Source organism: Streptomyces sp. NPDC001137 (genome assembly GCF_040298885.1).
Classification (GTDB): Bacteria; Actinomycetota; Actinomycetes; order Streptomycetales; family Streptomycetaceae; genus Streptomyces.
The window spans coordinates 97609-119114 of record NZ_JBEPBA010000019.1; the positions used below are offsets into that span (position 1 = coordinate 97609).

At 70.5% G+C, this 21506-nt stretch carries 25 protein-coding genes and 1 tRNA gene; 14 read left to right on the forward strand and 12 right to left on the reverse strand.

Translation table 11 applies throughout. The features are described 5' to 3' along the window. Positions 1-32: 32 nt before the first annotated feature. The 11 genes from ABT254_RS31650 to ABT254_RS31700 all read right to left on the reverse strand — a co-directional run bounded on the left by ABT254_RS31650 (position 33) and on the right by ABT254_RS31700 (position 12990). Positions 33-230 (reverse strand): LuxR C-terminal-related transcriptional regulator, encoded by a 198-nt coding sequence (locus ABT254_RS31650; protein WP_351477485.1) that lies wholly within the window; start codon positions 228-230, stop codon positions 33-35. 97 nt (positions 231-327) lie between these two features. Beyond that, positions 328-1104, reverse strand: coding sequence for an Fpg/Nei family DNA glycosylase (locus tag ABT254_RS31655; RefSeq protein ID WP_351477488.1), 777 nt, complete (start codon positions 1102-1104; stop codon positions 328-330). Positions 1105-1142: 38 nt separating this feature from the next. Next, positions 1143-3155: a beta-galactosidase gene (locus ABT254_RS31660; RefSeq protein ID WP_351477491.1), complete on the reverse strand. Its 2013-nt coding sequence runs from the start codon at positions 3153-3155 to the stop codon at positions 1143-1145. Beyond that, positions 3152-4468 (reverse strand): glycoside hydrolase family 36 protein, encoded by a 1317-nt coding sequence (locus tag ABT254_RS31665; RefSeq protein WP_351477494.1) that lies wholly within the window; start codon positions 4466-4468, stop codon positions 3152-3154. Before ABT254_RS31665 ends, ABT254_RS31660 begins: the two co-directional genes overlap by 4 nt. A 26-nt stretch (positions 4469-4494) precedes the next feature. Further along, the gene (locus ABT254_RS31670; protein ID WP_351477497.1) at positions 4495-5376 is read right to left on the reverse strand and encodes a carbohydrate ABC transporter permease; all 882 of its coding nucleotides are present in this window, start codon (positions 5374-5376) and stop codon (positions 4495-4497) included. Beyond that, entirely contained in the window at positions 5373-6350 is a 978-nt protein-coding gene (locus ABT254_RS31675) for a carbohydrate ABC transporter permease (RefSeq protein WP_351477500.1), read from the reverse strand. Before ABT254_RS31675 ends, ABT254_RS31670 begins: the two co-directional genes overlap by 4 nt. Next, positions 6350-7660, reverse strand: a complete 1311-nt coding sequence (locus ABT254_RS31680) for an ABC transporter substrate-binding protein (RefSeq protein WP_351477502.1) — start codon at positions 7658-7660, stop codon at positions 6350-6352. Before ABT254_RS31680 ends, ABT254_RS31675 begins: the two co-directional genes overlap by 1 nt. A 251-nt stretch (positions 7661-7911) precedes the next feature. Continuing rightward, entirely contained in the window at positions 7912-9645 is a 1734-nt protein-coding gene (locus ABT254_RS31685; protein WP_351477757.1) for a copper resistance CopC/CopD family protein, read from the reverse strand. Positions 9646-9771: 126 nt separating this feature from the next. Next, positions 9772-10251 (reverse strand): cupin domain-containing protein, encoded by a 480-nt coding sequence (locus ABT254_RS31690; protein ID WP_351477505.1) that lies wholly within the window; start codon positions 10249-10251, stop codon positions 9772-9774. Continuing rightward, the gene (locus ABT254_RS31695) at positions 10248-10841 is read right to left on the reverse strand and encodes a GNAT family N-acetyltransferase (RefSeq protein WP_351477508.1); all 594 of its coding nucleotides are present in this window, start codon (positions 10839-10841) and stop codon (positions 10248-10250) included. Before ABT254_RS31695 ends, ABT254_RS31690 begins: the two co-directional genes overlap by 4 nt. Continuing rightward, a complete protein-coding gene (locus ABT254_RS31700; RefSeq protein WP_351477511.1) occupies positions 10834-12990 on the reverse strand; it encodes a penicillin acylase family protein in 2157 nt (718 codons plus the stop codon). Before ABT254_RS31700 ends, ABT254_RS31695 begins: the two co-directional genes overlap by 8 nt. A gap of 92 nt (positions 12991-13082) precedes the next feature. On the opposite strand from ABT254_RS31700, the gene ABT254_RS31705 reads away from it, so the two are divergent. From ABT254_RS31705 to ABT254_RS31730, 6 genes are all read left to right on the forward strand, one after another. Further along, positions 13083-13676, forward strand: coding sequence for an HhH-GPD-type base excision DNA repair protein (locus tag ABT254_RS31705; protein WP_351477514.1), 594 nt, complete (start codon positions 13083-13085; stop codon positions 13674-13676). Between the two features lie 79 nt (positions 13677-13755). Continuing rightward, entirely contained in the window at positions 13756-14421 is a 666-nt protein-coding gene (locus tag ABT254_RS31710) for an HdeD family acid-resistance protein (RefSeq protein WP_351477516.1), read from the forward strand. An 80-nt stretch (positions 14422-14501) separates the two neighbouring features. Then, positions 14502-14816: a hypothetical protein gene (locus ABT254_RS31715; protein WP_351477519.1), complete on the forward strand. Its 315-nt coding sequence runs from the start codon at positions 14502-14504 to the stop codon at positions 14814-14816. A 57-nt stretch (positions 14817-14873) separates the two neighbouring features. Next, on the forward strand, positions 14874-14996 hold the full coding sequence (locus ABT254_RS31720) for a hypothetical protein (protein WP_351477522.1): 123 nt from the start codon (positions 14874-14876) through the stop codon (positions 14994-14996). Positions 14997-15177: 181 nt separating this feature from the next. Next, a complete protein-coding gene (locus ABT254_RS31725; protein WP_003999914.1) occupies positions 15178-15474 on the forward strand; it encodes a type II toxin-antitoxin system VapB family antitoxin in 297 nt (98 codons plus the stop codon). 111 nt (positions 15475-15585) lie between these two features. After that, positions 15586-16224 (forward strand): LytR C-terminal domain-containing protein, encoded by a 639-nt coding sequence (locus ABT254_RS31730; RefSeq protein WP_351477525.1) that lies wholly within the window; start codon positions 15586-15588, stop codon positions 16222-16224. 128 nt (positions 16225-16352) lie between these two features. Here the strand turns inward: ABT254_RS31730 and upp are convergent, their stop codons facing one another. Next, on the reverse strand, positions 16353-16988 hold the full coding sequence (gene upp / locus ABT254_RS31735; protein ID WP_351477528.1) for a uracil phosphoribosyltransferase: 636 nt from the start codon (positions 16986-16988) through the stop codon (positions 16353-16355). 150 nt (positions 16989-17138) lie between these two features. Between upp and ABT254_RS31740 the strand changes: the two genes are divergently transcribed. From ABT254_RS31740 to ABT254_RS31775, 8 genes are all read left to right on the forward strand, one after another. Continuing rightward, on the forward strand, positions 17139-17333 hold the full coding sequence (locus ABT254_RS31740; protein WP_030938598.1) for a hypothetical protein: 195 nt from the start codon (positions 17139-17141) through the stop codon (positions 17331-17333). A 240-nt stretch (positions 17334-17573) separates the two neighbouring features. Beyond that, the gene (locus tag ABT254_RS31745; protein ID WP_351477531.1) at positions 17574-18101 is read left to right on the forward strand and encodes a tRNA adenosine deaminase-associated protein; all 528 of its coding nucleotides are present in this window, start codon (positions 17574-17576) and stop codon (positions 18099-18101) included. Positions 18102-18160: 59 nt separating this feature from the next. Further along, a complete protein-coding gene (gene tadA / locus ABT254_RS31750) occupies positions 18161-18586 on the forward strand; it encodes a tRNA adenosine(34) deaminase TadA (protein ID WP_351477534.1) in 426 nt (141 codons plus the stop codon). A gap of 76 nt (positions 18587-18662) precedes the next feature. Beyond that, positions 18663-18747 (forward strand) — tRNA-Ser (locus tag ABT254_RS31755). 83 nt (positions 18748-18830) lie between these two features. Continuing rightward, a complete protein-coding gene (locus ABT254_RS31760) occupies positions 18831-19007 on the forward strand; it encodes a hypothetical protein (protein WP_351477537.1) in 177 nt (58 codons plus the stop codon). Between the two features lie 20 nt (positions 19008-19027). After that, on the forward strand, positions 19028-19321 hold the full coding sequence (locus tag ABT254_RS31765; RefSeq protein WP_351477540.1) for a Dabb family protein: 294 nt from the start codon (positions 19028-19030) through the stop codon (positions 19319-19321). Positions 19322-19491: 170 nt separating this feature from the next. Further along, entirely contained in the window at positions 19492-20331 is an 840-nt protein-coding gene (locus ABT254_RS31770; RefSeq protein ID WP_351477543.1) for an RNA polymerase sigma factor SigF, read from the forward strand. Positions 20332-20577: 246 nt separating this feature from the next. Next, the gene (locus tag ABT254_RS31775) at positions 20578-21501 is read left to right on the forward strand and encodes an RNA polymerase sigma factor SigF (protein WP_351477545.1); all 924 of its coding nucleotides are present in this window, start codon (positions 20578-20580) and stop codon (positions 21499-21501) included. The last annotated feature ends 5 nt before the right edge of the window (positions 21502-21506 follow it).

Consider the following 21506-nt stretch of genomic DNA (forward strand, 5'->3'; position numbering starts at 1 on the left):
CGCCGGAGGTGTCACACCCGATCGGCTGACGCTCACGCCCCCAGCGCACGGGCGAGCAGCATTCCGCGGTTGTTGGTGGAGGTCTTGGCGAAGATCGACTCGAGGTGGTCCTGCACGGTGTGCTCCGACAGGGACATCCGGTCGGCCAGGGCGTGACTGTCGCCACCCTTGGCCAGGTGACCGAGGAGGACGCTCTCCCGGGGGCTCAGGGCGTGGGCCCTGGCGAACACGGCGAGCCGCTCGGACGGTGAGGTCTCCTCTGACCGTGAGGGCCGGCTACAACGCCGTGTGGGCCATGTTCTGCCCGAACGACGGCCTCTGCATGCCCTACTGACACTTCGCGCACCACACCGTCGTACGGCCCCCCAGACGGGAGCGGCGCAGCGGCTCGCCGCAGCGGGGGCAGTGCGGGGACGGGGTGTCGCGGTGGCCGGTGGGCCAGGAGTCGCGGGGTGGGACGCGGCCGGTGGGGACCGCCGAGCGCAGGGTGCTGCGCATCTGGGTGTAGAGGCGGCGGCGGTCGTCCTCGGTGAGCTCGTTCGCGTGGGCGCTCGGGCGCACTCTCGCGCGCCAGAGGATCTCGTCGGCCAGAAGGTTGCCCAGGCCCGCCACGACGGACTGATTGGTGAGGACCGTCTTGATCGTGCCGCGGCGGGCGCAGAGAGCGGCCTCGAACCGCTCGCGGTCCATGGCCAGCGCGTCCGGGCCCTGGCGGGCCAGCAGCCGTTCGACAGCGGGTTCGTCCTCGGCCAGCCACAGCCCCTGGAGCTTGCGCTGGTCGCGGTAGCGCAGCTGGCGGTCCGCGCCCACCGTGAACAGGACGCGGTCGTGGGGCGCGGCCTCCTCGTCGGGGCGGACGCAGACCAGCAGGCCGGTCATGCCGAAGTGGAGCACGAGGGTGGGGCCGCCGGTGCGGGCCAGGAGCCACTTTCCGTGGCGCTCCGCACCCGTGAAGCGGCGGCCCTCCAGCGCGTCCCGCAGCCGCCGCGCGCCCACCCCGTGCAGCACGCCCGGGTCACGGACGTCGACGTGCCGGATCAGCCTCCCCTTCGCGCAGTCCACGAAGACCTTCCGGAATCCCTCGACGTCCGGCAGCTCCGGCATGACGGCTCACCTCGCTCGGGGAGGCTCCGGCGACTTCGCTACCGGGTACCCACCCGTGGCTCCCGCACCACCACGGCCTCCCTCGCCGCCACCGTCACCCTGCCGTCGGCCACCGGCTTCCCGGACAGCAGCTCGGTCGCCCCCGCGGAGACGGCGACCACGGCGTCCTGGTCCGTGTGGTTGATCAGGAAGAGGTAGTCGGCCTCGGTGCCGCGCCGCAAAGCCGCCTCCACGCCCTCCGGAGCGGAGCGCACCGGCTCGACCCCGGCCTCCAGGCGGAGGCGCTCCAGGAGGCCGGCCAGCGCCTCCGGGTCGGGGTGGGTGGCCACGTACCAGGCCGCGCCCGTTCCGTACGCGTTGCGGGTCACCGCCGGCACCCCGGCGAGCGGTCCGTCCGTGTACGACGTCACCGCCTGAGCGCCCTCCAGCCGTACCCGCTCCGACCAGAGCGTGCCCGTGCCGCCGTCGCTCAGGGCCACCGTCTGCCCGGGCAGCAGCGGGAACAGCTCGTCCGTGCGGATGCCGAGGGCCTCGCGGAACGCGCCCGGGTAACCACCCAGCCGCACATGGCAGTTGGCGTCCACCATTCCGCTGTGGAAGCCGACCGCCAGGGTGCCGCCGCGCTCCGCGAAGCCGGTGAGGTTGGCCGCGCCCGCGTCGTCGATCAGATACAGCGAAGGGGCCAGGACCAGGCGGTACGGCGACAGGTCCGCGTCCGGGCGGACGAAGTCCACCGCGACACCCGAGCGCCACAGGGGCTCGTACCAGGCCCGGACCAGGTCCTGGAAGTGCAGCTCGCCGCTGGGCTGCGAGGGGAGTTCCATGGCCCAACGCGCGTTCCAGTCCCAGACGACGGCGACCTCGGCGGTGCCGGTCGCGCCCCGCACCTCCGCCAACGCCCGCAGGTCGGCGCCCAGTTGCGCCACGTCCCGCCAGATCTGGCTGTCGGTGCCGGCGTGCGGCAGCATCGCCGAGTGCCACTGCTCGGCGCCCGCCTTCGCCGCCCGCCACTGGAAGTAGGCGATGCCGTCGGCGCCGCGCGCCACATGGGCGAGCGCGTTGCGGCGCAACTCCCCCGCCGTCTTGGCGCGGTTGACGGGCTGCCAGTTCACCGCGCCCGTCGAGTGCTCCATGAGCAGCCACGGGCCGCCCGCGAGCGAGCGGACCAGGTCGCCGCTGAGGGCGATGTCGATCTGCGACTCGGGGTCGGCGGACTGGAGGTAGTGGTCGTTGGAGACGATGTCCAGCTCGGGCGCCCAGCGCCAGTAGTCCAGGGCGTCGAAGTTGTACATCACCATGAAGTTGGTGGTGGCGGGGGTCTCGGGCGCGGCCTCCCGCAGGACGTCCCGCTCGGCCTCGTACAGCGAGAGCAGGGCGTCGCTGCAGAAGCGGCGCCAGTCCAGCTGGTGGGTGGGGTTGGGGACCGCGCCGGTGGCGCGCGGCGGCAGGATCTGGTCCCAGTCGTAGTACCACTGGCTCCAGAAGGTGGTGCCCCAGGCGTGGTTGAGGGCGTCCAGGCTCGCGTAGCGGTCCTGGAGCCAGGCACGGAACGCCTCCGCGCTCACGTCGCAGTAGCACTCCGCGTTGTGGCAGCCGTACTCGTTGTGGACGTGCCACATCACCACCGCCGGGTGGTCCGCGTACCGCCGGGCCAGCTCGCCGGCCATGCGCAGCGCCGCCTCGCGGTAGGCGGGGCTCGACGGGCAGAACGTCTGGCGGCTGCCGTACGACAGTCTGCGGCCGTCCTTGTCCACCGGCAGCGCTTCGGGGTGCTTGACGAAGAACCAGGCCGGCGGGGCCGCCGTCGGGGTCGCCAGGTCGGCGGCGATCCCGTGGGCGTGCAGCAGGTCGAGGATGCGGTCGAGGCGCGAGAAGTCGTACGTGCCCTCGGAGGGTTCCAGCAGCGCCCAGGAGAAGATGTTGACGCTGACCATGGTGACCCCGGCCTCGGCCATCAGGCGCATGTCCTCGGCCCAGACCTCCTCGGGCCACTGCTCGGGGTTGTAGTCACCGCCGTAGGCGATGCCCGGCACGTTCAGGGCGCGGGTCATCGCTGGGCCCCCGAGAGCAGCCGGCGAGTGGTGGCCACGCCCCATTCGTCCAGGGACAGCAGGCGGTCGCTGGAGGCCATCAGGCCGCCGGTCGCCTCCACGTGCGCCGCCCAGCGCTCCCGTGTCTCCACGGCCGGGCGGGCCATCAGGCAGTCGGGGTCGTTGACCCAGAGGCGGCCGTGCTGCCACTGGCGTCCGGCGCCGGTGAACTCGGCCGGGTCCTGGCCGGGCTGGCTGAAGTCGTCGGCCTCGGGGCGGCGGTGCGGGCCCGTGTCCGGGCTCACCCGCATCGCGTCGAACAGCCCGATCGAGGGCAGGATCGGGGCGCCGCAGCCCAGCAGATACGCGTCCGGGCCGATCGCCCCGCGGATCAGTTCGATGCCCTCGCGGTACGCGGTGAGGGCGTCGACGTCCTTGTGCCGTACGCCGTCCAGCGCGCCCGCGTACAGGAAGTCGACCTTGAAGTAGTCGTAGCCCTCGGTGCGGAGGGTGCGGAAGACCTCGGCGAGGTACGCCGCCGCCTCGGGGTGGGTGGTGTCCAGGACGCGCAGGTCGTGGCCCCAGTTGCGGCCGGCGTGGGTGAAGCCACCGGTGGTGCCGCGGACCAGCCAGTCGGGGTGCTCGGTGGCCAGGTCGCTCGCCGGGTCGACCAGGAAGGGGGCCGTCCAGATGCCGGCCCGGCGGCCGCGGGCCCGGATGGCGTCGGCGATGCCCTCGCGGGAGCGGAAGCGGCCGGAGAGGGTGAGCCAGTCGCCGAGGGCCTTCTGGTAGCCGTCGTCGATCTGGACGACGTCGATCGGCAGGTCGAGGGTGTCCATCGCACGGAGGTTCTCGTGGATGTCGTCCTCGGTGACGTTCGTGAAGTACTCGTACCAGGAGCACCAGACGGTCGGCGCCGGGCGCGGCGGCTCGACGCCGAGGCCCGCGGCCCAACTGCCCAGTACCGCCTGGATGTTCACCCCCGTCCACTCCTTCACCGCGCCGTCGGCGGTGACCTCCGCGATGCCGTCCGCCACCGTCAGGCGGATGGACGGCACCTCGGCGGTCGGGTCCACGGCCGCCCACAGACGGGCCGGGGAGCCGTCGCCGGGGTCGAGCGCCAGCAGGCCCTCGCCCTGGAAGGTGTCCTCGGGGGCGGTCACGCCGGGGCGGTAGCAGACCGTCGCCCAGTTGTCGTTGGTCGGACGGTACGGCTTGTCGCCGAGGGCGTAGGCGCCGCTGGGGCTCCAGGACTGCCAGCCCTCCTCGTGGACCCGGGCGTTGACCGGGTCCACGGGGACGGAGGCGACGGCGGTGAAGGGGTGGTGCTGCACGGAGGTCTCTTTCAAGAGGGAGGGCGTCAGCCCTTGTTGGCGCCCAGGGTCAGTCCGCTGACGAACTGGCGCTGCAGTACGAAGTACACGATCAGGGTGGGGATCGCGGTGAGCAGGGCGCCGGCGGCGACCAGGTTGGGGTCGGTGAAGTACTGCCCGGAGAGGTTGTTCAGCGCCGAGGTGATCGGCATGTTCTCGCCGGTGGAGATCAGCACGATCGCCCAGAAGAAATCGTTGTAGATCCAGATCGAGAGCAGGGTGGCCAGGGCGGCCATCGCGGGCTTGCACAGCGGCAGCACGATCTGCCAGTACATGCGCCACACCGAGGCGCCGTCGACCAGGGCGGCCTCGGTCAGCTCGTGCGGCAGCATCCGCATGTAGTTGCTGAGCACGAAGGCGCAGAACCCGGACTGGAAGGCCACGTGGATGAGGACCAGGCCGAGGGCGGAGTCGTACAGCTTGCCGGACACGGTGATGCCGGGCAGGTCGATCAGCAGGTACATCCGGTACAGCGGGGTGATGATGACCTGCTGCGGCAGCAGGTTGCCCGCGGTGAACACCAGCAGCAGGAAGATGTTCAGCCGGAAGTCGAACCGGGAGACGTAGAAGGCGACCATCGACGACAGCAGCAGCGTGATCAGCACGGCCGGGACCGCGATGATCAGTGTGTTGCCGAAGTAGTGCAGCATGTCCGACTGCTGGAAGGCGTTGGTGAAGTTCTCCAGGCTCAGCTTGTGCGGCCAGGAGACATAGCCCCGGTTGCTGGTCTCCGAGTACGGCCGCAGGGCCGCGAAGACGGCCCACAGCAGCGGGGCCAGCCAGGCCAGCGCGGTGACCACGAGGAACGTGTGCAGCAGGATCCGGGCCGGACGGACCGGCGTGCGCTTCTTCAAAGCGATGGTGCTCATGCGCGCCGCTCCTTCCGGAAGGTCGCGATCAGGTACGGGATGATGACCGCGAGGGAGATGACCAGCAGCACCACCGCGATCGCGGAGCCGTAGCCGATCCGGCTGGACTCGCCGATGATGTTGTTGGTGATCAGGATCGACAGCAGTTCGGTGCCCTGGGCGCCCTTGTTGAACACGAACACCAGGTCGAAGGCGCGCAGCGCCTCGATGATCGTGACGACCAGGACGACGGTGTTGGTGGGGCGCAGGGTGGGGAAGATGACGTTCTTGAACGTCTGCCACTCGTTGGCCCCGTCCAGCGAGGACGCCTCCCGCAGGGACGGGTCGACGCCCTTCAGGCCGGCCAGGTAGAGGATCATCATGTAGCCGGTGTGCCGCCAGGAGGCGGCGATCAGCACCGCCCACAGGTTCAGGTGCGGGTTGCCGATCCAGTCGATGTAGTGGCCCGGCTTGTTCGCCCCGATCAGGCTGTTGATGAGGCCGGTGTCGGGGTTGTAGACCAGCTGCCACACGAAGCCGGTCACCGCGAGCGACACGACGACCGGCAGGAAGAACGCGGTCTGGTACACCCGGGAGAAGCGGATCCTCTTGTCCAGCTGGACGGCCAGGAAGAGGCCCATCGGGGTCGGGATCAGGATGAGCACCACGAACCAGATGATGTTGTGCTCGACGGCCGGCCAGAACTGCGGGTTGTCGGTGAACAACTGCTTGAAGTTGTCCAGCCCCACCCACTTGATCGAGTCGAAGCCGATCCCGTCCCAGCTGGTGAAGGCCAGGAAGATCGAGGAGATCGCGGTGACCCAGACCAGGGCCACGTGCAGGACGGTGGGCACGCCGGCCATGAAGGCCAGCGTGATGCGGTCACGGCGGGTCAGCAGGCGCTTGTGGCCCTGCGGGACCCGCTCGTGGACAGGCGCGGGCCCCGGAGACGGCACGGCCGTCTCCGGGGTCTTCGTGGTGGTTTCGGAGCTCATCAGGACGCGAAGATCGTCTTCTTCTGGCGCTCGATCGAGGACAGCAGGCTGTCGACGCCCTTGGGGTTCTGGAGGAACTTCTGCAGACCCGGCTGCATCACCGTGGAGGTGAAGTCCGGCCGCGAGTCGCGGTCCATGAACTGGGTGAGGCTCTTGGCGTTGCTGATCATGTCGTACGCCTTCTTCTGCAGCGGCGTGTACGACGAGGTGTCGGCCTTGCTGGAGGCGGCCACCACGCTGGAGTCGGCCTTGAGGTAGATCTGCTCGGCCTCCGGCGTGCCCAGGAACTCCATCAGCTTCGCGGCACCCGCCTTGTTCTTGGGCGCCTTGGAGACCATGAAGCCGTCGGTGGGTGCCTCCACGGTGTCCTGCCCGAACTGCGGGTTGATCTCCGGGAAGGCGAAGAAGTCGAGGTCGTCGAGGTCGGCCTTGTTGGTGAACTGCTGGGCCACGAAGGAACCGAGGACGTACATGCCCGCCTTCTTCGACACCAGGGTCTGGGCGGCGTCCTGCCAGGTGCGGCCCATGAAGCCGTCCTGGTGGTAGGGCAGCAGCTCGGACCAGTGGTCGAAGACCGCCTTGACCTTCGGGTCCGTCCACGCCTCCTTGCCCGCCATCAGGGACTTGTGGAAGTCGTAGCCGTTGAGCCGGAAGTTGATCTGGTCGAAGGTGCCCATCGCCGGCCAGGCGTCCTTGTCACCGAAGGCGATCGGGACCAGGCCGTCCTTCTTCATCTGCTTGCACAGGGCCACCAGCTGGTCCCAGGTGGTGGGCACCTGGTAGCCGTGCTGCTTGAAGACGCTCTTGCGGTAGAAGAGCGCCCACGGGTACGTGTACAGCGGCACGAAGTAGTACTTGCCGTCCTCGCCCTTGGACAGCTGCTTCATCGCCTCGGGGAAGTTGCCGCCGATCTTCTGCCACACGTCGTCGATCGGGGTGGCGAGCTTCTTCGCCGCGAAGAACTGCATGCGGTAGCCCGCGAACCAGGTGAACACGTCGTCGGGCGTGGCCTGGAGGTAGGAGTTGATCTGCTCCTGGAAGGTGTTGTGGTCCTTCGTGTTCACGTCGACCTTGATGCCGGACTTCTTGGTGAAGGCGGCGTAGATCTCCGCGAAGGCCTTCTTGGGCACCGCGTCGGAGGAGTTGGAGCCGAGACTGACGGTCTTCGGGTCCGAGGAGGACCCACTGCTGCCACACGCGGACAGCAGGGGTATGCCCGCACCCGCGAGCAGGGCTGCGCCACCCACACCACGCAGCAGGCTGCGACGGCTGGTCGCGGGAAGGGAGAGACCCGAGGGGGAGAGGTCCATGTGCGGCTCCTGGAGGCAGGGGTTCGGTCACAACTACGCCAGGTCGAAAAAAAGTCGAAACCGACCATAAATCAACTCGACCGAACATCGTGGCGCTTATATCAGTCCTATGTCCGGTCATGCGTCAAGAGCCGCCGGGGACCTTTGTGGAAATGTGACCGACATGTTCGTGATCATTTCGGTCCGAGTGATCGAACGATCTCGCCCGGAGATGAGAGTAAATGCCGGATTCGCGTCGCGGCCAGGGCCTGCTAGGCGACGATCCGGACCGACTTCGTCACACTGACCTGGTCGATCTCGGACGTCCGGACCGTGACCTTCATGGTCCAGGTTCCGGCGAGGGGAACGGTGACCGAGCTGGTCCCCCAGTAGCCGCCCAGATCGGTCAACCTGGCGTCGAGCGGGCCGATCTTCTGCGCGGGCAGGCTGAGGGAGAGCCGCAGCTCGGGGACGGTGACGATGCCTCCGTCGGGTCCGAAGACGACCGCCTGCACGGTGTTGTCGCCGACGCGGCCCGGGTCGAGGGTGATCTGCACCTTGCCGCGTGCGCGGCCGACCTCGAAGGGGATCGTCGTGACCGACGCGGCGGGCAGCCCGGCGGACGCGGGCGCCTGCGCCGCCTCCGCGGCCGCACGGCCCGGCAGCGTGCTGCTGAGCACGGTCGTGAGCACCAGCACCACCACGCCGACGACGACCTCGGCGAGCACACTGCGGCGCAGATTGCGCCGGCTCGTGCCGTGGGCGGCCGGGGCGGCCGGTTCCTCCGCGGCGGCCGCGGGAGGCCCGCCCACGGGCTGCGGGACCCGTTCCCGTACGGCCGTGGCGGCGTCCGCCGTCGCCAGCCGCGCGGTCCAGCGCCGCGAGAGCCCCGCGGCCGCCAGCAGGAGCACCACGGCGGCCAGTTTGGCCACCAGCAGGCGCCCGTACGTCGTCCCGGTGAGCGCGCTCCAGGAGCCGAGGCCCCGCCAGGACTGGTAGACGCCGGTGACGACCAGGACGGCCACCGAGGCGAAGGCGATCCGGGAGAAGCGGGCCACGACTGCCGGGGGGAGCTCGGTGCGGTGGAGCAGGACCAGCAGCGCCGTGAGGCCGCCCAGCCAGACCGCCATGGCCAGCAGGTGCAGCACGGCGGACGCCATCGCCAGGGGCACCTGGATGCCCGCCGAGGCGTGCTCGGAGGCGGCCCAGGTGAGCGCGAGAGCCACGCCGAGGGCGCCGCCGGCGGCGAGCAGTGGGCGCGGCCATGCGTCGCGTTTGCGGATTCGTACGGCGAACACGGCGACGACCAGCAGCAGGGCGAGCCGGGCCAGCAGGGCAAGCCCCGGACGGCCCGTGAGGGTGCGGGTGAAGGCGGAGGCGTCGAGGGCGGTCGCGGGGCCCGTGCCGGTCTCGTACGGGGCACGCAGGGCGAGCAGCGCCAGGGTGGTCCCCAGCAGCGTCCACCAGCCCACGACCAGGGGTTTGTGCAGCGGTCCGCGGTCCGTGGGGCGGCACAGGGCCACGAAGGCGGCGGTGCCGATCAGCAGGGCCGCCGCCAGGTAGGCCAGATAGCGGGCGATGTTGTAGAGACTGGCGGTCGCCGGGTTCTCGACCGGCCCGGTGTCCACCGTGGCGGCCGTCGCGGAGGCTTTGCCGACGGAGAAGGTGAACGCGCCGCCCACCGGGTGGCTGTCCGCCGAGACGACCCGCCAGGCCACGACATAGGTGCCCTTGGCGAGGTTCTTCGGCAGGGTCACGCTCGCCGTGTCGGGACGTCCCCCGGCGTGCTCCGCCTCGCCCGTGCGCACCCGCCGGTTGCCGGGGTCCAGGACGCGGAAGGAGTCGTCCAGCAGACCGACGGACTCGGTGAACGTCAGGGTGATGGAGCGGGGCGCCGACCTGAGGACGGTGCCGTCCTCGGGGTCGGTGGACTTGAGGGCCGCATGGGCCGACGCGGGCCCCGCACCCCCGAGGACGAGCAGCACCAGCACGGCACCGAGCAGCACCAGCCCCTGAACTCCGCGCCGCCGGCGCTCCCCGCGCTCACCGTCACATCCCACGCCGCTCTCCGTCCCTGCCTTCCCGCCTCCCTGCCTTCCGCATAGGTACGGACGCGACGTGCCGGGCATTCACTACGCCTCCGGACGGCACAGTTGCGCAATGCGGGCGGCCTCGGCCGGGTACCGCGCCGTGAGCTCGGCCGCGTCCCCGTGCTCGTAGCCCTCGAAGGTGAACCCGGGTGCCATCGTGCACCCGAAGAACGTCCATGCCCCGCCCGCGAGGACCCGTCCGCCCATCCAGGTGCCGGCCGGCACGGTCGTCTGGGGCTGCTGGCCGCCGAGCACGTCCGGTCCGAGCACCACCGTCCTGGACGTCCCGTCCGGGGCGAGGAGCAGCAGCTCCAGCGGATCGCCCAGGTAGAAGTGCCAGATCTCGTCGGTGGGCAGGCGGTGCACGGCCGAGTGGTCGTCGGCCGTCAGCAGGGCGACGATGGCGGTGCCCTCCGGCCGTCCGTCGGAGCGCTCGGGGCCCGCCCAGGTCTGGCGGAACAGTCCGCCCTCACGCGGGATCGGTTCCATTCCGTAGTGCGCGACAAGGTCCTCGGGAGTCATTCCGGGAAGGCTACCTCCCGCCGCAGGAAGGCCAGTTGAGCCTGCTTCTCGGGCAGGTACACGCCCGGGAGGTCGATCTCGGGCAGCACGACCGCCGGACCCGCCTCGAACCCCTGCCGCAGGAAACGGGCGATCGCCTTCGCGTTGCGCACATCGGGATCGACCACGATCCGGCGCCGGTCAAGGCCCTTCAGGACGTACGAGGTGATGACTCCGAACAGCGCCGTCGACCAGCCGGACCGCGTCCCGTCCGGGCCGGCGGGCGCGAGCAGGACATGGACGCCGATGTCGCCCGCCCGCACCTCGTAGCACTCGCTGACCCGGTCGGCCTCCGGCTCGTACGTCTGCAGCAGTGCGGCCGGTGTGCCGTCCTTGATGAGCAGGAAGGCGTGATGGGTGTCGAGGGTGTCCAGGTGCGTGTAGATCCCGGCCACTTGGCCGCGGGTGAGGCCGTTCATGCCCCAGAAGACGGCACGCTCCTCGGCGGCCCAGCGGTGGACGACCTCCGCGTCCCCCTGCGGGTCGAGGGGACGGATGCGGACGGTGCCGAACCCGTCGACGCTCTCCTCGTGGACGTACACGTCACTCATGGGGCTCCTTCTCCAGGAGGTCGAAGTCGGTGACGACCGGGACGAGATCTCCCCTGAGCCACAAGGGGAGCTGGTCGTCGTGGTGGGACGAGCCCGGGACACCGGACGCGCCGAAGGGAACGACCCAGAGGCTGTCCTCGCGGCGGGCCAGATCCCACACGTAGCGGGCGGCGGGCCCGCGCGCGGCCAGATCCGTCAGCCCGGGCACGGCGGAGGTGCACAGCACACAGTCGTGGTCGCCGGAGAGCCCGGGCCCCTCGTACGGCACCTGGGCGAGCGCCCGCCAGGGAGCGAGCCGGTGGGTGTCCCCCCACGCCCCGGCGGGCGGCTCGGCGGCCACCTCCTCCAGGGCCGCCCGCACGACGTCCGCCCGGTCGACGCCGTACAACTCCTCGGCGCGCAGGAGGTGTTCGAGGGCGAAGCCGATGCGCGGGAGCAGGGCGAGCCAGGGGAGGAAGACCTCGGGCCAGTCGGGCGGAGTGGACAGCGCGGCGAAGGAGGGGTGTGCCGCGAGATGCCGTACGACCGCGCCGCGCACCGCCGCGTAGACGGCCGCGTCGGTGCTGCCCGCGTCCATACGGCGGTCCCAGCGCAGCAGGCGCTCGCGCAGGGCGGCGGCCTCGGGGGAGAGGTCCTCAAGGGCGGCCAGGTGGTCCAACAGGGCTGCGGAGGAGGCGAGATGGGTGTCCGTGTGGATCGCCGGCATGTCGCCGGCCGACCAACGCTCCTTCCTGGCCAGCAGCGCGGCGATCCGGTCCGCGCGGTGGGGCGGGGCGAACTCGACGCCGAGCGGGGTCGCGAGCCCGCGCGAGTTGGCCATCACGGCCACGGAGTCGGTGAGTTCGGCGGCTCGCGGCATCTCGTGCCAGCCCCGCCACTCGTGCCCGGGCTCCCAGGCCGGGACCAGCCGACGCCGATTGGCCTCGGCCCGCACCGGCACCCGCCCCGCGACACGGTGCAGCAGACCGCCTTCGGTGTCGGCGGCCTGAACGACGTTGACGGGCTCGGCCCACAGCTCGAAAGCGCGGTCCACATCGTCGACCCGCCGGGCCCGCAGGAGAGGAAGAAGAGCACTGAACCCGAGATCTCCGGTGACGCGCGGCGGATAACGAAGCGCGAGGCCCTGCCTTTCAGCCCGTCCGGCGTTTGAGGACGAGGCCCTTTCGGGGCCGAACGGGGGTCTGGGGGCAGAGCCCCCAGGGACGGGACGGGAAGGGGCGGCGGGGGCGAAGAAGACATCCCCGGCGATCACAGGCCCCCGCTCCGTCTCGATCACCTCGACCTCGACGGCCCCCTCACCCGCCACCGCGACGGACTCCGTGTGCCGGGACGCCGTCCGCCACACCCCGTCAGGGCCCAGGGCCTCCACCCCCGCCCCCGCCCGCCGCAGCCGCTCCCGGTAGAGGTCCTGGTAGTCGGCCATGGCATTGGTGATCGCCCACGCGACCGTGCCGGTGTGCCCGAAGTGGGCGATGCCGGGAACCCCCGGCACGGCGAGACCGACGACGTCGAACTCCGGGCAGGAGAGATGGATCTGCTGATAGACACCGGGGTCCTCGATGAGCCGGTGCGGGTCGCCCGCGATGACGGCGTGACCGGTCGTGGTCCGCGCCCCGCCGACCAGCCAGCCGTTGCTTCCGGAGCTGCCGGGCCCGTCGGCGGCGAACAGGCCGACGGCCTCCTCGCCCAGGTGCGTCGCGGCCTGCTCGCGCCACAGCTTGGCCGGGAACCCGGCGAACAGGATGTGCGTGGCGAGCCAGATGCCGAGCGGGGTCCAGGGCTCCCAGCGACCGGGCGCGAGAGCGACGACGTCGAACTCGGGGGCCGTAGGACCGCTGTCCAGTCCGTCGTTGACCCCGTCGACGTACGCCCGCACCCAGTCCGCCGTCTCGGGGTCCCGTTCCTCCAGGGCCGCCCAGCAGCGCCGGGCGGTGTCGTCGAGGCGGGCCTGCCGGGCGAACAGGTCCCAGGGCAGGGCCTGAGGGCCGAGGAAGGACGCCGAGGTGCCCTGCGCACGGTGCCGCCCGTCCTCCAGCTGCCAGGCGCGGTCGCGCGCGGTCACCAGGCCCTGTGCGCGGGCGAGTTCGCGGGCGCTGCCGGCGCGCAGGTGCGGGATGCCCCACGCGTCGCGGTGGATCTCGATCGTCACGCGGCGACCCCCAGTCACAATTAAGGCAAGGCTTGCCTTAGTAATTCGTGCTGGAATCGTACGCGAGGCGTGTAAGCGGCATGATCGGAGGCATGGACGTCACCCTGCACCTCGCCCAGGACCCCAAGGCCGACGAGCTCCTCGGACGCTCCCCGCTCGCCGCCCTCGTCGGGATGCTGCTCGACCAGCAGGTCCCGATGGAGTGGGCGTTCAAGGGGCCGCGCACGATCGCGGACCGCCTCGGCGCCGACGACCTGGACGCGCACGAGATCGCCGTCATGGATCCGGACGCCTTCGCCGCACTGCTCTCCGAGAAGCCGGCCGTGCACCGCTATCCGGGCTCCATGGCCAAACGCGTCCAGCAGTTGTGCCAGTACCTCGTCGAGCACTACGACGGCAACGCCGAGCTCGTCTGGAAGGACGTGGCCGACGGGCGTGAGCTTCTGAAGCGCCTCCAGGAGCTGCCCGGCTTCGGCAAGCAGAAGGCGCAGATCTTCCTGGCGCTGCTGGGCAAACAGCTCGGCGTACGGCCCGAGGGCTGGCGGGAGGCCGCGGGCGCGTACGGCGAGGCGAACTGCCACCGCTCCGTCGCCGACATCGAGGGACCGGAGTCGCTGGCCAAGGTCCGGGCGCACAAGCAGGAGATGAAGGCGGCCGCGAAGGCCGCGAAGGCCGCCGGGAAATAGCGGAGCCGGGGGGAGACAGCCGTCAGCCGACCGGCTCCCAGGGGTGGCGCGCCGCCCGCGGCAGGTCCAACCATGGAACATGACCGAGCCATCGAGCGGCTCCTCCGCGGGTCCGCAGTACGACGACCGCAAGGTCCACGCCACCGGACGTTCGACGGGCCCGCACGAGCCGGAGCCCCCCTTCGAAGGTCCCCTGCACGCCCTCTCCCGCGCCGCCTGGCAGGTCGTCCTGCTCACCGGCGTCGCCTCCCTGATCCTCGGCCTCCTGGTCCTGATCTGGCCGGACGCCTCACTGCTCGTGGTCGGCGTCCTCTTCGGCGTCTACCTCCTGATCAGCGGCATCTTCCAGCTGGTCGCCGCCTTCGGCACGCACACGACCACGGCCCTGCGCGTCCTGGCCTTCATCAGCGGTTCCCTGTCGATCCTGCTGGGCCTGTTCTGTCTGCGCGGCCCGATGCGGTCGATCCTGCTGCTGGCCCTGTGGATCGGAATCGGCTGGCTCATCCGGGGAATCACCCAGACCCTGGCCGCCGCCTCCGACAGCACCATGCCGGCCCGCGGCTGGCAGATCTTCCTCGGGATCGTGACCTTCCTCGGCGGCATCGTGCTGATCGACTCGCCGTTCGAATCGGTCGCCGTCCTCACCGTGGTGGGCGGCATCTGGCTGGTCGCAGTCGGCGTGGTCGAGATCGTCACCGCGATCCGCATCCGGAGCCGGGCCAAGGAGGTGCCACGCACCCTTTGAGCCGTACCGGGTCCCCCGAACGGGCGGTTCTCGGCCCCGACATGCTCAAGGCGGGACAAAGCATGGGCAAATGACCTCTCGTGAGCACCGTACGAAGCCTCTCCCGCGGCCACGCCTGGCTGCGGACGCTCGTCCTGGTGCTCGCCCTGCTGGTCCCGGGCGCCCACGCCGAGGTGCATGCGACACCGCCCTCGGCCACGGAGACCGTCGAGTACGACGCCCTGGACGCGGCCGTGCGGCCACCGGCCGACGCCCTGCACCGCACCGTCGTGGCCCTGCGCCCCGCCCCGCTCCAGGCCCCGCCCCTCGACACCCCCGCGGCCCGCCGCCTCTCCGCTCCGCCCCGGCCCCCGCACGCCCTGCCCGCCCTGCGCTCCGTGGTCCTGCGCTGCTGACAGATCCCGGCCCTCCGGAAAAGTCAGTCACCACGCAAGGAACCAAGGAACACAGCCATGCCCACCGACCCGTACGCGGTCCTGCGCGCCCTGCTGCGCGCCGAAGCCGCACGCAACGCACCGAAACAGAATCTGAAGCAGCCGGAGCCGAAGCAGCCCCCGAAGGAGCGGGACCGCTGACTGTGCCGGCGGAGGCGGATGTTCCCCGTGAACCACCGCCTCCGCCGGGCCGACGTGCACCGTCCACAGCCTGTGCGTAACACCCGTACGGATTGTTTGTCCCGATTTGCAACTTCTTTTCGGTACCCGCACTGCGTCGCCATGGCTGCGCCCGGAAGGTCTTGACCGGTAGGCTTTCCGTGTGATCTTCAAGCGCATCGGAAACGGCCGGCCGTACCCCGACCACGGCCGGGAAAGCACCCGGCAGTGGGCGGACGTCGCGCCGCGCCCGGTCCGCCTCGATCAGCTCGTCACCACCAAGGGACAGCTCGACCTGGAGACTCTCCTGGCCGAGGACTCGACCTTCTACGGCGACCTGTTCGCACACGTCGTCAAGTGGCAGGGCGACCTGTATCTCGAGGACGGCCTCCACCGCGCGGTGCGGGCCGCGCTGCAGCAGCGCCAGGTGCTGCACGCGCGCGTGCTCGAACTCGACTGACGGATGCTCCCGAAGGCCTGCCGGTGACGGCTTGGCCCTTTCGGGTTCACCTGTGCGGCCTCGAATGATCATCTAGTAGGCATCGCCGCCCGGGCGCACTACGCTGCGCTCATGAGCATGCTGACCCCCCCGGGCATGGGCGGCAAGTACCGGATCACGGGGGACAAATACCCACGGATGCGCAGGCGCCGGCGCGGCAGGCTCGGGGTCGCCCTGGTGGCCTCCGTCGCCGCGCTCGGCCTGGTCGGCTGGGGCACGCTGCAGCTCATCGACCTGTTCACCGGCGGCGGCGAGAAGGCCTCCGCGGCCGGCCCCAAGGCGGACTGCAGGGCCAAGGCCACCCCGTCGGCCGACACCAGGAAGGCCGCCGTGCCCAAGCCGGGCACGATCACGGTCAACGTCTACAACGCCACGGAACGCAGCGGTCTGGCCAAGAACACGGCGGACGAGCTGAAGAAGCGCGGCTTCAAGATCGGCGACGTGGGCAACGCGTCCAAGGAGTTCGACAAGAAGGTCAAGGGCACCGCCATACTGCTCGGCGCCCCGTCGGCCCTGAACAGCTCCCTGCCCGTGCTCGCCACGCAGCTCGCCGGCGCCGAGAAGCGGGCCGACACCCGCAAGGGCACCGCCGTCGACCTGATCCTCGGCACTGCCTTCAAGGACCTCACCCCGAAGGCGGCGGCGGACAAGGCACTGGCGGCCTTGGCGAACCCGCAGCCGACGCCCACGTCTTCAAAGAAGAGCTGCTGAGCGCAATCCCGCCGTAGAGGTGCGGTTGTGCTGCGACTGCGGGACCCGTTGTGGCTGGTCGCGCCCGCGCGGCGGAGCCGCAGGTCGACGCAGCCCCGCGCCCCTTCGGGGGCGCTCCAGGCGCCGCCCTACTCAGCAGCGCCGTAGAGGCGATCCCCCGCGTCCCCCAGCCCCGGCACGATGTACCCGTGCTCATTGAGCCGCTCGTCGACGGCCGCCGTCACCACCGTCACCGGCGTACCGGCCAGCTCCCGCTCCATGAGCTCGACCCCCTCCGGGGCCGCGAGAAGCACCACCGCGGTCACATCGTCCGCCCCGCGCTTGATCAGCTCCTGGATCGCCGCGACCAGGGTGCCCCCGGTGGCCAGCATGGGGTCCAGGACGTACACCTGGCGCCCGGAGAGGTCCTCGGGCATGCGGGAGGCGTACGTCGACGCCTGGAGCGTCTCCTCGTTGCGGATCATGCCGAGGAAGCCCACCTCGGCCGTCGGCAGCAGCCGGACCATGCCGTCGAGCATGCCGAGGCCGGCCCGCAGGATCGGCACCACCAGGGGCCGCGGGCGGGCCAGCTTGACGCCGGTGGTCGGGGAGACCGGCGTCGTGATGTCGACCTGTTCGGTGCGCACGTCGCGCGTGGCCTCGTAGGCGAGCAGGGTGACCAGCTCGTCGGCGAGACGGCGGAAGGTCGCGGAGTCGGTGCGCTGGTCGCGCAGCGTGGTGAGCTTGTGGGCGACCAAGGGGTGGTCGACGACGTGGAGACGCATGCCCTAACAGTAACCGCGCCCCGTTGCGCCCAGCCGTCACCCACCACCGCCCTGCTCGCGAGGGCTTCGCCCTCGCTCCTCCGATCCGAGCTGGCATCAAACCGCCCATCAGAGGGAAAGTGGGAGGACGTACCGGGGGGTGGTGTGCCTATGCCTGACCTGCCTGAGCGTGAAACCCGACAGGACTCGCCGTCGGCCGAGACCGACGCCGAGCGCCGGCGCCGCAGGGCCCAGTTCCTGCGTGACCTCGCCGAAGCCCGTGAGCTGCGGGACCGTGTCCAGCCCAGGCGCGCGAAGACCGCACGGCTGCGCCACGCCATGCGCATGCGCACTTTCCGCTGGTAGCTCGGGTCCGACTCGGGACGCGCCTGAGGGCAACCCGTTGCGTGCACACGCCGATCGCCGCGTACGATCCCGCTCGTGGCCGATCAAAGACGGCGGACACAGGGTGCCGAAGACGTCCCCTGAACGCCTTGTTTCTGCCACGATTCCGAGTGGGTGGGGCTCGGAGCACAGCTCTCCCCGCCCTGAGCCCCGCCGGGGGGACCTCCAACCGGCACGCCTAAGACCAGTGGGAGAGTCACGGTGTACTTCGCCGCACTGCTCGCGCGCACCGAAGACGGGTGGGAAGCGAGCGACACAGAGCTCGACGATGTGGAAACCCTGTCGGATCTCGCCGACCTCGCCCGGGAAGCCTCGACCGAGGACGACACGGTGCTCATCCTGATCGAGCAGGAAGAAACCTGGTTCGGCATCGTCCGCGTCGACGGCGAGGACGACCCTCGTATCTACGTCTCGGACGCCGCCGCCGCTGCCCGCAGCAGCTACGGCGAGATCCTGCTCACCGACGAACTGCTCGGAAGGGAGCCCGGCGACGACGACCCCGACCTGGACTCCCTCGACCTCGACGGCACCGAGGACGGTGAGGACGAGGACGACGGCGACGAGGACACGCCGTCCGCCGAGTCCGTGCCGCACAGCCCCGTCGGCGACGCCGAGATCCTCGACGACCTCGGTGTCGGCGCCAAGGAGCTGCGCACCCTCGACGAGGACGCCCTGAACACGATCGCCGAGGCCCTGGGCGCCTCGGAGGTCCTGGAGACCGTCCGCTGACCGCTGCAGCGACCCAAGGAGGCACCCCCGACCCGGTACGCGACCGCTGGCGGGCCGCGATGCGGCTCGCCCTGGACGAGGCCGGCCGGGCCGGCGCCGACGTGCCCGTGGGCGCCGTCGTGCTGGCCCCGGACGGCACCACCGTGCTCGGCGCCGGACACAACGAACGCGAGGCCACCGGTGATCCGACGGCGCACGCCGAGGTCCTCGCGATCCGCCGGGCCGCGGCCGACCTCGGGGAGTGGCGGCTGTCCGGCTGCACCCTCGTCGTCACGCTGGAGCCCTGCACGATGTGCGCGGGCGCCCTCGTGCAGTCCCGCGTGGACCGTGTCGTCTACGGCGCCCGCGACGAGAAGGCCGGCGCGGCCGGCTCCCTCTGGGACGTCGTACGCGACCGGAGGCTCAACCACCGCCCCGAGGTGATCGAGGGCGTGCTCGCCGAGGAATGCGCCCGGATCCTCACCGAATTCTTCCGCTCCCGCTGAAGACCGACCTCCCCCTGGACACCGACCCCGAATACCGATTTCAAAGCACTGCCCGGCGTGCTGTAAGGTCTCCCTCGGTAGCGTGTCCGAGCGGCCGAAGGAGCTCGCCTCGAAAGCGAGTGTGGCGCAAGTCACCGAGGGTTCAAATCCCTCCGCTACCGCTCTGGGAAGGGCCCCGTCGAGAGACGGGGCCCTTCGTGCGATCATGTGCGGTCGTGGGGCAACAGTGACTGGGGAGGCCGCAATGGCGGTGAATGCCAAGAAGATCGCCGTCTATGTGCTCGTGGTCTTCGCGCTGTACGTCATCATCACGGACCCGGCCAGGGCGGCCGACTACGTCCAGATAGGGTTCGAGGGCATATCGGACGCCGCCAAGGCCATAGGCGACTTCTTCACCTGGCTCGCCAACGGCGCCCACTAGGCCCGCAGCTAGGAGCGCACATGATCCGCCATCTCGTCCTGTTCAAGCTCGACGAGGGCGTCGAGCGCGACGACCCGCGCGTCCTGGAGGGCGTCGACGCCTTCCGGTCGCTGGACGGGAAGATCCCCGAGATCCGCTTCTGGGAGCTGGGCTGGAACATCAGCGACCGCCCCATCGCGTACGACTTCGCCATCAACTCCGGCTTCGACGACGTGGCCGCGCTGCGGCGCTACGTCGAGCACCCGGAGCACCAGGCGGGCGTGACGCTGTGGAAGGAGTTCTCCACCTGGGTGATCGCCGACTACGAGTACTGAGCCGGACCCCGCCGGGCCCTGCGCCGCAAAGGCGCAGGGCCTTTATGCGTATTGGGCCCCAACTTGCCCTCAACACGGCGTTATGCGGTGCTTGCACACAGTGCACATCTCTTGTGATGCTATGACCGCTTTTGCCGAATCCGTTGATCGATTGCGAGGTGGAGTTGACCGTGCCGGCCAGTACTGCGCCTCAAGCACCGCCCCTGGAGGCCGCCGAGGCCCCGCCGGAGGCCGCACCGCCGCGCAGCCGCGGTGCCGACACCCGGGCCCTCACCCAGGTGCTCTTCGGCGAACTCAAGGGGCTCGGGCCGGGCACGCCGGAACACAACCGGGTGCGCGGGGCGCTCATCGAGGCCAACCTCCCGCTCGTGCGCTACGCGGCCGCCCGCTTCCGCTCCCGCAACGAGCCGATGGAGGACGTGATCCAGGTCGGCACCATCGGGCTCATCAACGCGATCGACCGCTTCGACCCGGACCGGGGCGTGCAGTTCCCGACCTTCGCGATGCCGACCGTCGTCGGCGAGATCAAGCGCTACTTCCGGGACAATGTCCGCACGGTCCACGTCCCGCGCCGTCTGCACGAGCTGTGGGTGCAGGTCAACAGCGCGACCGAGGACCTGACCACCGCCTTCGGGCGCACCCCGACGACCGCCGAGATCGCCGAACGGCTGCGCATCACCGAGGAGGAGGTGCTCTCCTGCATCGAGGCCGGCCGCTCGTACCACGCGACCTCCCTGGAGGCGGCCCAGGAGGGCGACGGGCTGCCGGGGCTGCTGGACCGGCTCGGCTACGAGGACCCGGCCCTGGACGGCGTCGAGCACCGCGACCTCGTCCGCCATCTCCTCGTGCAACTCCCGGAACGGGAACAGAGAATCCTTCTTCTGCGCTACTACAGCAACCTCACCCAGTCGCAGATCAGCGCGGAACTCGGCGTCTCCCAGATGCATGTCTCGCGGCTACTCGCGCGTAGCTTCCAGCGGCTGCGATCCGCAAACAGGATCGAGGCGTAACCGTCACGAGCGAATCGCTCACCAGGGACGTTCCCGACAGTTCTGCGCTGAAAAAGCCTCAGACCCCCTTTTTCCAGGGCCGATTCGTATCTCGCATGTCGACATGTCACTACAGCGTGTTGCCGACATGTGACATTCTTCCCCAAGCGCGTTTGCCGCGGCTTCGGCTCCGGTATTCAGGTGAAGGCTGAACTCCTCGCCAGGGGAGCTTCGGCCACGACCGTCCCGCGACCCAGAGGGGGTGGCATGTCCGCAGACCAGGGCAGCTCGAAGGTGCTCACGCTCACGAAGAGCGAGTCAGCGCCCGCCGACGCCGTGCCCGGCTCCATCGACGAGATGGCGGCCGTCGACACCGCACCGGCCCCGGCCCTTACGGCCGCTGACATCCCGGCCCCGCCGGCCTCGGATGCCATCGACACCCGCACCCTGTCCCGCTCCCTTTTCCTGCGGCTCGCCGCACTCGACGAGAACAGCCCCGAGCGCGCCTACGTCCGGGACACCCTCATCGAACTCAACCTCCCGTTGGTGCGGTACGCGGCGGCCCGCTTCCGCTCGCGCAACGAGCCGATGGAGGACATCGTCCAGGTCGGCACCATCGGCCTGATCAAGGCGATCGACCGCTTCGACTGCGAACGGGGCGTGGAGTTCCCGACCTTCGCGATGCCGACGGTCGTCGGTGAGATCAAGCGGTTCTTCCGCGACACCTCGTGGTCGGTGCGGGTCCCGCGCCGGCTGCAGGAGCTGCGGCTGGCCCTCACCAAGGCCAGCGACGAGCTCTCCCAGAAGCTGGACCGCTCCCCGACCGTCCCCGAACTCGCCGCCGTGCTCGGCGTCTCCGAGGAGGACGTGGTCGACGGCCTCGCGGTCGGCAACGCGTACACCGCCTCCTCGCTGGACTCCCCGGCACCCGAGGACGACGGCGGCGAGGGCTCCCTCGCGGACCGGCTCGGCTACGAGGACACCGCCCTGGAGGGCGTCGAGTACCGCGAGTCCCTCAAGCCCCTGCTGGCCAAACTCCCGCCCCGCGAGCGGCAGATCATCATGCTCCGCTTCTTCGCCAACATGACCCAGTCGCAGATCGGCGAGGAGGTCGGCATCTCGCAGATGCACGTCTCCCGGCTGCTGACCCGGACCCTGGCGCAGCTGCGGGAGGGGCTCATCTCCGACTGAACCCT